Origin of the sequence: Haladaptatus sp. QDMS2 (genome assembly GCF_029338295.1) — an archaeon.
Classification (GTDB): Archaea; Halobacteriota; Halobacteria; order Halobacteriales; family Halococcaceae; genus QDMS2.
Genome location: NZ_CP119791.1, coordinates 1107756 through 1122032, shown reverse-complemented (window position 1 = coordinate 1122032; position 14277 = coordinate 1107756). Strand labels below are relative to the sequence as shown.

General features: G+C 61.1%; 10 protein-coding genes. 5 read left to right on the top strand and 5 right to left on the bottom strand.

Features of this window, described 5'->3' with window-relative positions; translation table 11 throughout:
- The first annotated feature begins 54 nt into the window (after nt 1–54).
- Both P1M51_RS06165 and P1M51_RS06160 read left to right on the top strand, forming a co-directional pair.
- A complete protein-coding gene (locus P1M51_RS06165; RefSeq protein WP_369685314.1) occupies nt 55–780 on the top strand; it encodes a proteasome subunit beta in 726 nt (241 codons plus the stop codon).
- A 316-nt stretch (nt 781–1096) separates the two neighbouring features.
- On the top strand, nt 1097–1657 hold the full coding sequence (locus tag P1M51_RS06160; RefSeq protein WP_276274890.1) for a hypothetical protein: 561 nt from the start codon (nt 1097–1099) through the stop codon (nt 1655–1657).
- Nucleotides 1658–1659: 2 nt separating this feature from the next.
- Here P1M51_RS06160 and P1M51_RS06155 read toward each other — a convergent pair whose 3' ends face one another.
- Nucleotides 1660–3213, bottom strand: coding sequence for a hypothetical protein (locus P1M51_RS06155; protein ID WP_276247305.1), 1554 nt, complete (start codon nt 3211–3213; stop codon nt 1660–1662).
- Between the two features lie 64 nt (nt 3214–3277).
- A complete protein-coding gene (locus P1M51_RS06150; RefSeq protein WP_276247304.1) occupies nt 3278–5104 on the bottom strand; it encodes an SLC13 family permease in 1827 nt (608 codons plus the stop codon).
- Nucleotides 5105–5190: 86 nt separating this feature from the next.
- Between P1M51_RS06150 and ligA the strand changes: the two genes are divergently transcribed.
- Nucleotides 5191–6840 (top strand): ATP-dependent DNA ligase LigA, encoded by a 1650-nt coding sequence (gene ligA, locus P1M51_RS06145; protein WP_276247303.1) that lies wholly within the window; start codon nt 5191–5193, stop codon nt 6838–6840.
- Here the strand turns inward: ligA and P1M51_RS06140 are convergent.
- Nucleotides 6834–7232: a hypothetical protein gene (locus P1M51_RS06140; protein WP_276247302.1), complete on the bottom strand. Its 399-nt coding sequence runs from the start codon at nt 7230–7232 to the stop codon at nt 6834–6836. The genes ligA and P1M51_RS06140 overlap by 7 nt on opposite strands.
- Nucleotides 7233–7349: 117 nt before the next feature.
- Here P1M51_RS06140 and P1M51_RS06135 point away from each other — a divergent pair, with 117 nt between their 5' ends.
- Nucleotides 7350–8051 (top strand): MBL fold metallo-hydrolase, encoded by a 702-nt coding sequence (locus P1M51_RS06135; protein ID WP_276247301.1) that lies wholly within the window; start codon nt 7350–7352, stop codon nt 8049–8051.
- A 39-nt stretch (nt 8052–8090) separates the two neighbouring features.
- Nucleotides 8091–8975, top strand: a complete 885-nt coding sequence (locus P1M51_RS06130; RefSeq protein ID WP_276274889.1) for a halocarboxylic acid dehydrogenase DehI family protein — start codon at nt 8091–8093, stop codon at nt 8973–8975.
- Here P1M51_RS06130 and P1M51_RS06125 read toward each other — a convergent pair.
- Both P1M51_RS06125 and P1M51_RS06120 read right to left on the bottom strand, forming a co-directional pair.
- Nucleotides 8972–10066, bottom strand: coding sequence for a DNA topoisomerase IV subunit A (locus P1M51_RS06125; RefSeq protein ID WP_276247299.1), 1095 nt, complete (start codon nt 10064–10066; stop codon nt 8972–8974). The genes P1M51_RS06130 and P1M51_RS06125 overlap by 4 nt on opposite strands.
- Nucleotides 10063–14163, bottom strand: a complete 4101-nt coding sequence (locus P1M51_RS06120) for an ATP-binding protein (RefSeq protein WP_276274888.1) — start codon at nt 14161–14163, stop codon at nt 10063–10065. The genes P1M51_RS06125 and P1M51_RS06120 overlap by 4 nt, the downstream gene beginning before the upstream one ends.
- Between the last annotated feature and the right edge of the window lie 114 nt (nt 14164–14277).

Genomic DNA, 14277 nt, shown 5'->3' with positions numbered 1-14277 from the left:
TGATTTCACCCTGAAGAGGTGGTTTTATCAGTACTCGGCAACTACGGAGCACCAATGCGAGACCCAATGTTTGGCTCGGAGTTCTCTCGGAACCTGGACCGCTTTGCCCCCCAGGACACGAACCCATACGCGTCCTCCTTCGGTCCGGTTCCCGATTTCGATGCCAGTAAAATCGACAACGACATGGTCAACAGCACCGGGACGACGACCATCGGCCTCACGACGACAGACGGCGTCATCATTGCAACCGACATGCGCGCCTCCCTTGGCGGCCGGTTCGTCTCCAACAAAGACGTCCAGAAGGTAGAGCAGATTCACCCACGGGGGGCACTCACGCTCGTCGGCTCTGTCGGCGGTGCGCAGGCGCTCATCCGGGCACTTCGCGCAGAGGCGAATCTCTACCAGTCGCGTCGCGGCGAGGAAATGTCGATGCAGGCACTCTCCACACTCGCCGGTCACATGTGCCGCGGCCTCCCGACGACGCCAATCCTCGGCGGCGTCGACGACGAAGGCCACCACGTCTACAGCATCGACCCAGCCGGCGGCGTCATGAAAGACGACTACACGGTCACCGGCTCCGGTCTGACCGTCGCCTACGGGACCCTCGAACGCCTCTACGAACCGGGACTCTCGAACGAAGAAGCAATCGGCGTCGCCGCAGCAGGTGTGAAAGCTGCCGTCGAACGCGACACCGGCTCCGGCAACGGCGTCTACATCGCCGAGATTACCCAGGAGGGCGTCGACATCCACGGGCACAAGGACTTCGACGAGGTCCTCTAAACGCAACTTTTTCTGCGTCGGGTGCGCGAAGCGCACCGCTCCTTGAAAAACTTGCATGAAAAAGGCCGTTCAGGCGCGGTGCGCCTGAACGGGGCAGCGCGGGCACCGCGGACAGCACGGGCGGCCCGTGGCCTACGGGCAGCTAAACACAGCACCGCGAGAACACAACGGAATCTTCGGGAGAACTGCGTTTCTGGCTGCGTAATTGTATTCCTCCCCGCGAGACTATCCAGAAAATCAGCAGACTGCGCCGCGAATCATTATCTGGGTTGGGTGCAAACGTCTCTCACGCAGACGGGGCGCGTGGGAGAAGTACATGGTAAGTCTCGAAGTCGCATTGGTCGCACTGGCATTTCTGATACCGCTCGCGGTAATCTTCGGGAGCGTCGCGTACGTCGCCTACGCGCTCCACACACATTCGGTCGCCCAGCGCGAGCGAGAGCGTGACCGACTGAGTCGGCTCCAGGACCGCCTCGACCTCCTCGAAAGCGCCCGGCACATCCGTTCGGGGACGATTGTCGACGTGTTCGAGGCTGCCCGCCGACCGAAGAAGTGGCTCGTTCACGGGCCGCCGATACCCGGCATTCAGGTCGTCATCGCCATCCCGACACCCACCGAGACGGTCACGAACCTCTGGTTCAGGACGCCTGCCGCGCTCGACGGAACCTCGTCGTTCGAACGCTTCCTGTCGTACCTCGACGCGAGCCCGGCGGACGTCGGCGACATCATTGGCAAGTCAGTCCCAATTCGGCTAACTGCTGCGGGCGAGTGGCGTCCCGACTGGGTGACCGACCGGCGACGACGCCAACCGATTACGTCGCTCTGGGACGTGGCGGCGCTGTTCGTCGAGCGGGAACGCGAAGAAGACCGGGTCTGACCTTACTCGCCTTCGCTCCACTTCGCGAAGGTGCCCTCGATGAGCGTGTCGGACTGCTTGCGGATGTATTTTCGTTGCATCCCGGCGAGGGCGTCCTCGAACGAGTCGCCAGCGTCGAGGCGCTCGCTAACGTCGTCGATTTTCCACTGGGCTGGCGTGTATCGGTGACGTGCTCGCATGCGAAGCGGCCAGAGATACTTCGCAGCCTCCTCGTCGGAGAGTCCGCGGAGTTTCAGGCCGTCTTTGGCGTGGGCGAAGATGTCCTCGTAGATGTCGTCGGTGCGGGTGGTTTCGCGACCGTCGTTCGTTATCCACCGCAGGTCGGCGTCGAGGCCGTCGCGGACGGCGGCGTAGAAGTTCTCCTCTGCAAACTGCCAGTCTAAGTCGGCGACCGGGTGTTCGCGGCGCGGAAGGCTTTCCATCAGGCCGGCGAACATCGCCTGGAACGCGATGGAGTCGCGGACGGTTGGCTGAGCGGGAATCGGACGGAATTCGATGCGAGCGTTCGCCGCAGAGCGCGTTGGGCCGCCGAAGACCGGTCGAACCCATCGCCAGTACGTGCCGTGTTTCATTCGGAAGTGAGCGAACTTGTCGTCGAAGCGGTCGGACGCCGAAACCGGCATCGGGACGAGCGTCGCGTCCTCCGCGATGTTGTCGATAGCCTCCTCTACGCTCTCTACGTCACGCGGGAAGCGTACCTTCCCCTTCTCGCCGGTGGCCGGGTTGAGCGCCGTCTCGAAGACGCTAATTCGGTTCTCCATCCAGGCGTCGGTGAGGATGTCCTCTGGCGACGCGTCGTCGTCGTAGAGGTCAGCCGGGAAGAATGGAGCGTTCACGCCGAGGGCGAGCAGCGGGCCGGCAAAGCGCAGCGCGTACCGGAAGTGGCGGGGCAAGTCACGCGCCTGGGCGACCTGGTAGTGGGGCTGAATCGAGGTGATGAGGCTCTCCGGCATCACCGTGTCCGTCTCGAGGGAGACGTGTGGCACGTCGAGTCGCATTCCTGCATTGAGGCCATCGGTGCGGTTGGCCATGGCGTGATACCGCACGGAGTCGGACATGTTGGTCGCGATGGTGATGCTCTCGTCGGTGATGCTGTTCGTGAGGTACTCAGTGGCCGTTTCTCCCTCCGGCGGAATGGTCCACATCCCGTCACTCACGAGGCGCATCCCTTCGGAGCCGACGCACTCCTGGGCGGTCTGGAGGCGGGCGCGGACTTCCGCCTCCTGTGCGGCGAGGCCATACTCGTTGAGTGGCTGTGGGCTCGTCGACATCTCGGCGTTGTGGAGGCCGAGTTCCTTCTCGAAGCCGATGAATTCGAGGAGTCGACGGGGGACCCGCATGAGTGCGCCCCCACCCCCGCCATCGTCGTGTCGACCGTGTTCGTCGGCGACGGCGTAGAACTCGTACTCGAAGCCGATGATGGCTTGCGGATTGTCGAACGTGCCTGCTGCGACTTCCTCCTTGATGACCGAAGCGTCTTCCTCCACCTGGTTCTGGAACGCTTCCGCGTCAACCGAGAGGACGTCGTCGACCTGCGCAGCAAGGTCTAGGTCCATGCCCGAGGCTCAGCGGTCGATACTATAAAATCTCTTGGCCACAGTTCCGATTCGGTACGCGTTGTCAAACGCCCCACAGGGCCGCGATTCCGAGCGTCGTCACGACCGTGAGCAACAACTGCAGGGGAGCGCCGATTTTCACGTAGTCAATAAACCGGTAGCCACCCGGCGAGTACACCATCAGGTTGGTCTGGTAGCCAACGGGCGTCATGAACGCCGTCGAGGCGGCGAACGTCACCGCGAGGACGAACGCGAACGGTTCCGCGCCAATTCTAAGCGCTGCGTCCACGGCGATTGGCATAGTCAGGACCACGCTCGCGACGGGCGTGATGACGTCTGCGAGCAGCCCAGTCAGGAGGTAGAACAGCGCGAGCACGACGATTGCGGGCAACACGCCGCCGTACTCGACGATGATGCTCCCGAGGAACGTCGCCCCGCCCGTCTCCTGCATCGCGAGTCCGAGCGGGATGATGCCCGCGAGCAGGAAGATGACCTCCCAGTTGACGGCGTCGTACGCCTCCGAGGGGCGAATCACGTCGGTCACGACCATCGCCACGACACCGCCGAGCGCCGCGATGACGATGGGGAGTAGATTCAACGCCGCCACGGCCACGACGGCCGCGATGATGCCGAGGGCGAGGCCGACCTGTCTGCGGTCAAGCGGTTCCGGTTCGGTGAGGCGACTGGAGTGGGCGAGTTCCGTGATGAGCAGTTCGCCGCGTTCTTCGAGGATTTCGACAGCCTCGTCGGTCGCGTGGAGCAGGAAGCCGTCACCCTCCTGCAGCGTCGGCCCCGAGAGGTGGTCGTGGAAGATTTCTTCACCGCGACGGATGGCGAGCACGGTCACCGCGTAGCGTTCGCGGAGTCGGGCCGTCGCGAGATTCTGCCCGATGAGCGAGGATTCAGCTGGGATGATGGTTTCGACGAGCGTGCCCGGCCCGTCCATCGGCGCGAGTTCGAGTTCCGTCACCGGGGCCTTGCGAAGGATGCGCAGCGACTCTCCCGCGGCGAAGGCGCTAATGGCATTCTCGTCACCGCGAACCGTGAGTACGTCTCTGACCTCGATTTCCTGGTCGGTGTCTTCGGCGAGGTAGAGGCGCTCGCCGCGGACAATCTGGATGACGTCCACGTCGTAGACGCGCTCTGAAAGCGCGTCACTGATTGTCTGGCCGACGAGCGGGGAGTTCTGGCTGACGGTCACCTTCACCAGGTAGTCTTCCAGTTCGAACTCGTCGGTGAGGTCCGCCGCGAGGATGCGCTCTGGCAGGAGGTACTGACCGACGGTCATCAGGTAGAGTGCGCCGACGAGGAGGACGAGGATGCCGAGGGGCGTGAACTCGAACATCGAGAAGGGGTGGCCGATGAGGTCCGCGGAGATGTCGGAGGCGAGGATGTTGGTCGCCGTGCCGATGAGCGTGAGCGTGCCCCCGAGCATCGCGGCGTAGGAGAGCGGAATCAGGAGTTTCGACGGCGAGATGCGACTCTGGTCTGCGAGGTCGGTCACCATCGGGATGAACACGGCCACGACCGGCGTGTTGTTGATGAAGCCCGCAACTGGGCCAGTGAGGCCGATGGTCGCCGCGAGGAGTTTCGTTTGACTGCCGGCGGTGTACTCGCCGACCCGACTTCCCAGTTGCTGGACGAGGCCAGTCTCTTCGATACCCGCACTGAGGATGTACATCGCGACGATGGTGATGGTCGCCGCGTTCGAGAACCCAGAGATCGCTTCCTGTGCGGAGATTTGCGTCCACGGCTGGAGGACGACCATCGTGACCAGCAGGGCGATGGCCGTGATGTCCGCGGGGAGGCGCTCGGTAATGAACAGCACCACCGTGACGACGATGAGCGCGAACACCACGAGCACACCAGTGGACGGGGGCGGAATTGCCATAGTCAGTCATTCACACGGATATGATATCACCATTACCCCGACACTCGTTCGGGGTGTTTATTCCTCACGGCGACAACGCTCAGGTAATGGAGTTCGCCGCGTTCGCCGCCCGCGCCGCCGCCATCGAAGCCGAGCCCGCAGACCTGGCGATCGTTGACCTCGTCACCGAGTTGTTTCGCGACGCCGACACAGACCTCGACACCATCGCCCGGTTCGTCCAGGGGCGAGTGTTTCCGGCACACGACTCGACCACGCTGGACATCGGTCCACGCCTGCTTTACGAGGCAATCGCCCGTGCGGCGGGGCAGAACGTCTCCGCCGGGGACGTCGAAGACCGCCTCGCCGACCTCGGGGAAATCGGCGCGGTCGCCGCAAGCTACAATTTCGGCGGCCAGCAAGGCCTCGCCGCGTTCGGAACCGGCGGCACGCAAGCGCTCACCGTCGCCGAGGTGGACGAAGAACTCAGGCGGGTCGCCGCCGCGGACGGGTCGGGCAGCCAGGACCGAAAACTGGACATCCTCTTTGGTCTATTCAATCGAACCGACCCGGAAGAAGCGCGCTACCTCGCCCGTCTCGTCCTCTCGGAGATGCGCATTGGCGTCGGCGAGGGGTCAGTCAGGGACGCCATCGCCCAGGCGTTCGACTTGGAAACCGAAGCCGTCGAACGCGCCCTGCAAGTTTCGAACGATTACGGACTGGTCGCCGTCACTGCCCGCGACGAGGGCGCGGACGGACTCGCAGAGATGACCCTCGAAATCGGGCGGCCCGTACAGGCGATGCTCGCGCAGGCCGGAACCGTCGCAGACGCCCTCGACTCGTGGGACGAAGCCGCAGTCGAGGTCAAATTCGACGGGGCGCGCGTCCAGATTCACTCAGACGGCGAGGACGTCAGCATCTTCTCGCGAAACATGGAGGACGTGACCGACCCGCTCCCCGAAACTGTCGAGTTCGTCCGCGAGCACCTCGACGCCCCCGCCATCCTCGACGGCGAAGTCGTGGCGATTGGCGACGACGGCCGGCCGCTTCCCTTCCAGGAAGTCCTCAAACGCTTCCGACGCAAGCACGACGTGGCCCGCGCCCGGGAAGAAGTCGAACTTTCGCTCTACGCCTTCGATTGCCTCCACGCAGACGGTGATGACCTACTGGAATCGCCACTCACCGAACGCCACTCGCGGCTCATCGACCTGCTCGACGAGGGCGTCTCGGAACTGTGGGTCACCGGCGACGCAGACGAAATCGCAGAAATCGAAGCAGATGCGCTCGAAGACGGCCACGAAGGAATCATGCTCAAGAACCCTGATTCGACGTACTCTCCCGGCCGTCGCGGGAAGAACTGGCTCAAGCGCAAGCCGGACGTTGAAACGCTCGACCTCGTGGTAACCGGCGCAGAGTGGGGCGAAGGTCGCCGGGCGAAGTTCCTCGGCACGTTTCTGCTCTCTGCCCGAACCGACGACGGGTTCGAGACCATTGGGAAGGTGGCAACTGGCATTACGGACGAGCAATTGGCCGAATTGAGCGAACTGCTCGAACCGCTAATCGAGACCCAGCAGGGCCAGAAGGTAACCCTCCAGCCGAAGGTCGTCTTCGAGGTGGGCTACGAGGAGATTCAGACCTCGCCGACCTATTCGTCCGGGTACGCGCTTAGATTCCCGCGATTCCTCTCCGTGCGGGAGGACAAGACGGTGAACGATGCGGATTCGTTGGAGCGCGTGGAGCGGCTTGCGGGATCTCAATAGCCGGTACAGGTGCTCTGGTCGAAAAAGAGGGTTGGACGACCATCATGCGGTTCGATTCCGATTCGTATTCCATCTTGTGTGCGGTCTGAATCACCACACGAAGGGACGAAGTGAAAATGCTCTGTGGGACCATTATTCAGGCTCACGCGAATCAGATGTGGCGTTCGTTCAATCGTTTCTTCAATTTGCTGGTGGGTTGAATCTCCCACAGCCCCAGATTCGATATCGACCACAGGAGTACTCACGAGCGCGTTTTCTTCTTCTTTCCAAATTTCAATGTCGAGCCGGTGAGCACTGGAGTCAGAATTGTAAACATCGATGGTCAGGGGGAATTCAGTCGATAGAATCGATGAGCACCCAGCAAGGAGACTACTGCTGCCAACGGCACTCATTTTAAAAAGAAATCTTCGAGAAACATTATACATAATTCATATTTAATTTAATCTGCTATCAATTGTTGGGTTTTTGATTAAGCCACCTTCTTTGTCATCGCTTTCGTACCCTCTGCTATGACCTTCCGCCACGATGGCCTACTCGTCGATTGGCTCGGCTACGCGACCGTCCGGCTCGAAGCTCAGGACGGCACCGTCGTCTACTTCGACCCCGGTCGCTACGGCGTGCTGGACGACTACAACGCCCGCGACGGCGACGTGGTTTGCGTCACCCACAACCACCACTACGATTCTGACGGCATCGAGCGCGTGGCGAAGGAGGACGCCACCGTCGTCATCTTCGAGAACGTGAACCACCGGTTCATCGACCGAGATGTGCTGGACGTAAATCGCCTGCCCTACGAGGTCCGGAAGGTGGACGACGAGGTCGACATCGCCGTCGGTGACGTCATCATCCGCTCGTTCGCCGCGTACAACGAACCGGACGGCCCGCACACGAAGTCGAGTGGCGAACCGTTCCACAAGGAGGGCACCGGCGTCGGCTACCTCGTCACCCTCAACGGCGTGAACGTGTTCTGGCCGGGCGACACGGACGTACTGGAGGGCCACGAGCAACTCGACGTGTCACTGTTCATGCCCCCAATTGGCGGGAGTTACACGATGGACCGCCACGAAGCCGCAGACCTCGCAGAAGCCATGGACCCGGACCTCGTCTGCCCGATTCACTACAACACCTTCGAGGCACTCGAGGCGGATGGGCAGGCCTTCGCCGCGGACGTTGCCTCCCGGAGCGTTCCGGTCGTGCTAGACGAACGCTGAGGCGGGAACGACTATCCCAGTCTGGGACGTGTCTCAGGTATGGACACCACTGCGCAGGTGTACGAGGCGGATGCGACGGGGTGGCAACGAGGGCTGTATCAAGACATCAGGACCACCTTCCGCGCGCCGCTCGTCAACTGGATTTTTCGGACGACGATGGCGAACGAACCCGAATTTTTACGGTACGCCTGGGGGCAGGTGAAGCCCGTTTTCGAGACGGAAGCGTTCGCCGAATTCACCGTCGCGTACCGAGACACCGTCCTCTCGGAAGTCGAATCTGGGCACGAACTCCCCGGGTACGGGCCGGCAGATGTGGGGCTTACGCCCGCCGAGTTTCGGGAGTTGCAGGGGCAGGTCGCAACGTTCGACATAGTCGCACCTCGCCTCGCCATCCTATTTGAACTCGTGGACCGGGGGCTAAACGGCGGTGGCGTGGGGACGAATTCCGACAAGCAGGAGGCGGCCTGTGCTCCGTTTCCCGACGCCCTCGACCGCGACAGGGGGCTGGCTCCGACGATGCTCCCCCAAGGATACGTCCCCAACGACGCCCAGTCGGCCATCGACGGCCTGACCGAGTTTCACGGCTTCAGCGGCGGTCTGCCGAGCATCTATCGGTGTCTCGGCCAGTGGCCGTCGTATCTGGATACGGTGTGGCGTGACCTCGAACCGGTGTTCGAGAGTGCCGAATTCGAGGCCGCTGTTTCTTCGAGCGAGCGACTGAAGACAGAATTCGTCGAGCGAGTGGCCTACCAACCTCAACTCAGCGCGTCGGTGTTGAGCGATGTGGGATTCTCGAACGCGACAATCGAGGACGTACAGGACCTCTTCGCGTCGTTCAACACCGGCCCGGTTCGGACGGTGATTCCGGCGTTGCCACTCTACGCGACGACGGTGAATGCGGACGGAAAACGCGACCGACCTTAGATGATGCCCATCGCTTCGAGGCGTTCTGGCAGGTAGGTGTCGGTCACGAAGTCGAGACCACGGGCCGCGAGTGCCTGCTGTTCTGCCTTCTTGTCGATATCGAGCTGGAGTTCGATTTGCTCGGTCCAGTACTCAGACTGGAATCGCGGGTCGTCCAGTTCGCTTTCGAGGGCGTTGCGGTCGGAGTCGCTGAGCGGGTCGGTCGGCAGGTCGTACTTCACGATGTCCTCTGGCTGGATGCCGATGAACTGTGCGTCCGGCGTTGCCAGATACTTAGAGAGATGGGCGCTCTTGATGGACCCGTACGCGACGGAGCCAAAGATGCGGTACGACCACGGGTCGCCGTCTGTGAAGACCACGACGGGCAGGTCCAGTTCGTTGTGCAGGCGTTTGGTGATGCGCCGGGTCGCCCGGGCGGGCTGGCCCTTCAGGTGGACGACGATGACGTTGTACTTCTCGTCGAAGCCGTTCTCGACGAGCCGGTCGCGCATACCACCGGTCTCCACGCAGAGGATGAAGTCGGCGTCGTGGTCGAGGAACTCGATGGTGTCCGGGTTGTTCGGAATCTGGTAGCCACCTTCGCCCACGTCCTCCTGACAGTGGATGTCGCGTTCGCCGCGGCGGGTTTGTTCGCGGAGGAACAGCGGTCCCATGAGGGTCGCACCCGACTCTTCCGGGCGCATGTGGAAGTCCTCGCGGGTGACGTTCGAGACGATTTCTAAGTCCTCAATGAGTTGGTTCGATTCGTCCTGATTCGAGAACTGGGCTTCCTCCTCGTTCCACGATTCAGAGAGGTAGTACAACTCACGAAGGGTCGAAGAACGGTCTTCTTCGAGCTGTTTTGCGAGGAAGTCGATGGTGTAGACCGCCTTGAGGAGTTTGCGCGCGCCGCGGACGCTGTTGGCGCTTCGGGTGCTGGTTCGGTCGCCGTACACCCAGACGCCCATCTCCTCGTCGTAGATGATGTTGCTCTTGGTCCGCGTCGGGATCTTCATCTTCGGGATGTCGCCCCCGGCGAACTGGTCGTAGAACGATGCAGCGAGGTCGATGAGTTGCTCGCGGGCCACGTCGTCGTTTTTGCTCGGGCTCATGCGTTTACAGTTAGTCGTTCATTCTCGACCCCGGTCACGTTGAGGTCGAACGATGCGTCTTCGTCGGCCACCGTGTATTTGAGCACGGCGTCGTCGCCGGCGCTCACCTCCGGGGCCCACTTTACGAACCACTCGCCGTCCATCTCGATGACGGTCGCGCCTTTCGAGACGTTCGTGGGTTCTGCGTTCACGATGTCCGTTATCTCCAGGTTCGCGTTCACGTTCGAGTGGTTCTCGACGACCACTTCGACCGTCCCGTCTTCGACCGACCGCTCGACGAGGACGTTGTTCATGATGCGGGCCATCGAATCGTCGATGACCAGTTGCGGGCGTCCCGTCACGTCGGAGAGTTTCGTCGCCATCTTCGGGAGGATGCTGGCGAGAACGTCCTGCTTGCGCTGGCGCTTCTGGAGCGACCGACGCTTTTTGAGGTAGGATTTGAGTTCGCGGGCCGCCTCGCGGATGGCGAGTTCGATTTCGTCGTGAATCTCGGGCACGTTCGCGAGTGCGTCCTTCGACTCGCTCGTGAACGGCACGTTCGTGGAGGCGACGTGCACCATGATGACGGCGGGGCCTTTCGGCAGGCCGCTGCCGCCCGGCTGGTCCAAGCCGTAGTTGCGCCAGCCAATGGATTTCGTCACTTCCGTAATCGTACACGCTCCCTGCTGGTAGACCAGCGGGACGCGGTTGGCGAACCGAAGCAGTTCGACGGTTCCCTCGGCGGGCAGGTTCCCGCCGTAGGCGATACCGGCCTCGACGATGAACGGGTCGCCGCCGTGGACATCCGCGTCACGGGTCGCCGCAGAGTAGAAGTCGGCCTCGAACTCCTTTTTGAGTCCGGCAAGCACCAGATCGTCGGTGATGGGCGAGAGACACGTCGTCGGTGGGGACATGATGTCTGCTTCGCGCATCCCTTCGAGCAGTTCACTGGCGAAATCGCGGTTGCCGGCGACTTCTTTGACGCTCGGTAAGTCGTCCTGAACCGGCTTCATCACCCGCCAGAGTGACTCGACGATGTTGGTGCGGGCCGTCTCGCCGACGGTCGCGTCTTCGCGCTCTTTGGTCATGTCCGCCGCCCGGTCGACGTAGGATTTGAGCGTTTTCAACGTCGCGCGGTCCCGTTCGTTGTCGTCGGCTTCGAACTTGGCCGCGATGCGCTCTGCGAGTGTCTGCACGACGGCGTCGTCCTTGCGACTGGTCGTCGCCTCGTCGACGAGGCCGTAGAGGTCTGCAGCGCGATTCTCGGTGAGAACGTCCCACGCCGCGGCGACGGCGTTCTTGCGAACCGTTTTGCCGAATGTGGGGTCGAAGGTGTTCTCCGTCTCGTCGGCCACGTCGCCGACGACTCGCACGAGATTCGAGTAGGAGACGCGGTCCATCGCGCAGATTCGCTTCGTCACCTCTGTGGCGAACGAGTCGGTCGGTGTTTCGCCTTTGTTGACGACGGCCTCCTCGATGGCAGTGTGAAGAGTTTCCTGTTCGTGGGCCTGTGGCGGCGTCCACGCCATCTCGCGGCCGAAATGGCGGTCGCTGAAATTCGCGAGAATGCTCTCTGTGGTCTTTTTCCCGACACGGGTGAACTCCTCCTGGAGGAACCCGGAGACGGAGTGAGAAGCGGTGTTGTCGAGCATCTTGAGCAGCGTCCCGAGTTCCACGCCGTGTGGGTGGGGTCGAATCTCTTCGGTCTCTGCGGGCAACTGGTCAGTGGCACGTTCGAACTTGAACGACTCCTCGGGTTCGCGCATCTCGATGCGGGCGTGGGGGTTCACGACCGCCGTGTGCTTGATGTAGCTGTGGAGGTTGGCCCGCGCTCGCATGTTCGCCTCCATCTCGAGTTCGATGCGCGTCCCGTGTGGCCGGTCCCACGTCGTGGTGCGTTCGGTCTGAATCTCCGGTTCGTTCGTGTCGGTGTCGATGATGAGTTCGAAGTACTTCGCCTCGGCACTCCCCTTCGTCCGACTCGTGATTTTCGCGGGTTTCCCGGAGGTCAGTTGCGAGTAGAGGACGGCCGCGGAGATACCGATACCCTGCTGCCCGCGACTGTTCTTCACGCTCAATGCACCATCGTTTGCGACGACGAAGTTCTCGTCGTGGCCACTTACTCCAGGGACCGAGATATCGTATACATACGCTGGTGGCTCAGTTTTTTCGACCGATTTCACCGGGAGCAGACACATATCTGTCTCAGTGAATCCGTGGAGGTTCTGAATCGTCCCCCAGAGCGCTTCTAGCTGTGCAGTCGGGTTATGTTCCTCGTCGAGCAGTCCTTTTTGTTTCAGATTGTGGACGTACCGTGGCTTATCCACATATTCGCCCGAACGCGCCTTTTCGATGAGTGCCTGATACACTTCTGCGTGTTCGATGCTTGAGCCCACACCTGCACCCATCAGGAGTCCAGGAATGGTATCCGGAACGGTTTGTGAAGTGACGGGTCCGACCTGAAGGTCAGCTAAGAGCGAAACAGGAAGCCGCTTGTATTGTTGTTCGCCCGTTCGTTTCTTTTCCGAAAACACGGAAGAGAGATTCACATCCCCTCCGTAGACTTTCGTTCGATACACCGTGGCCGGTTCATCGGCGTACCCATGGTGGTTTTCGACAGTTTCAGAACTCGCAATTACCCCTTGCATGTTCCAAAGGACCGAGAGCTGGCGCGCAAGTGTCTCACTCGTCGTCGTGTGTGAGAGTTCATCTGCCGGGTGGGAGTCAGAGCCATCTCCTTCGTATAGCGCGGCGATGAACCGCTGTTGAAGTTCTGGAGACAGGTGGAAAACGAAATCAGGGATGCGCTTACTTGCGGAGGAGTCTCCACAGACAGCCTGCAAGAACATCGAGAGTGGGGAGCCAAACGCCTTCACGCGCGTGGAATTTCGTTCTCGTTCGACTGTCGTAGCAGAACCAGTGAGTCCTGCAACTGCTCGTTCCGTACGCTGAATCAGTTCCGATTCGTGCGAACCGAACGTGAACCCGACCTGCCGTGGGCCGACGTGTCCCTCGGAGATGTAGTACGCGAGTAACTCAACGAACGCGTCGTCAACAGAAATCGTCACCGGAATGGTTGTCTCTTTCCCACCGACTTTGTACGTTTTGAGTTCACAGTCGCTAGCTCGGTGTTCCCACCCTAACTCAAGCACTTTTTCAGCTGGCAGATAGCCCTTTCTGATGTAGTTTTGGTCCAGACTGTCTTTGAGAATTTCGACGCCGTTGTACTGGTAGTAGTACCGCTTTCGAGAACTGTCAGAGGACGGTTTGCGCCGAACGGTATCCCCAGTCTGAAGCTCCTGTAAGGTCTCTTCGTCGAAGCCATAGACGTAGAGATTCCGGCCCGTGAGCTGTTCTCGGGTGATGTGTTCAAGGAGATTCACTTCCTCGACAGTTTCGCCGAACCGGGGGAGCTTTCGGGGAGCGAGAATGGTGTCGCTCGCGTCAAGTTCGCTGGCTTTCACCTCCTTCGTGTTACCGTCCTTAGTCACACTAAACACGCTGTGGTTCCCCGTGACCTCGACAGTCCGCCCCTTCTCGGTCGTGATTTTGTAGGTTTGTTCGGTAGTTTCGTGTCGAATCACATGGGTTATCGGCTGCCACGACAGGGTGTGATCATCACGAGTGAACGATGGCACCGTGATGTCGTCTGAGACTGGGACAGTCTCTGCTCCTTCCTGTGGGAGGTAGGCATCACATAGCACTCCGATGGGGATGAACTCGATAGTCCCGTCTCGGTTGACGAGGATTCGTTGACTCGGTGTCAGCGATTGCTCGCGTTTGTGGAAGCGAGAGCCATAGAGCAGTTTCCCGAACACTTTCGGAATCTGCTCGCCCGTGATGCCGGGCCCGTTGTCCTCGATGATGAGGCGATAGTAGTCGCCGACTTCTGCAATCTCTACGTAGATGTCGGGAAGGATTCCGGCCTCCTCGGTGGCGTCGAGGGCGTTGTCGACAGCCTCCTTGACAGCAGTGACCAGACCGCGGGCACCGCTGTCGAACCCGAGCATATGCTTGTTCTTCTCGAAGAACTCGGCGATGGAGATCTCGCGCTGACTCTGGGCCAGCTCCTCTGCGATCCCCTCGCCCTCGCCGAGCGTCGATTGGAACGAGGTCATTGACTGGTAGATTGACGTGGGGGCATTAAAACGCCCGCGATAGTAGAGTGAAAGTGAACAGGTGTTGCCCCCCTAACAGGTCGATTAATTTCGTGACAGATTAGGTGCAAAACC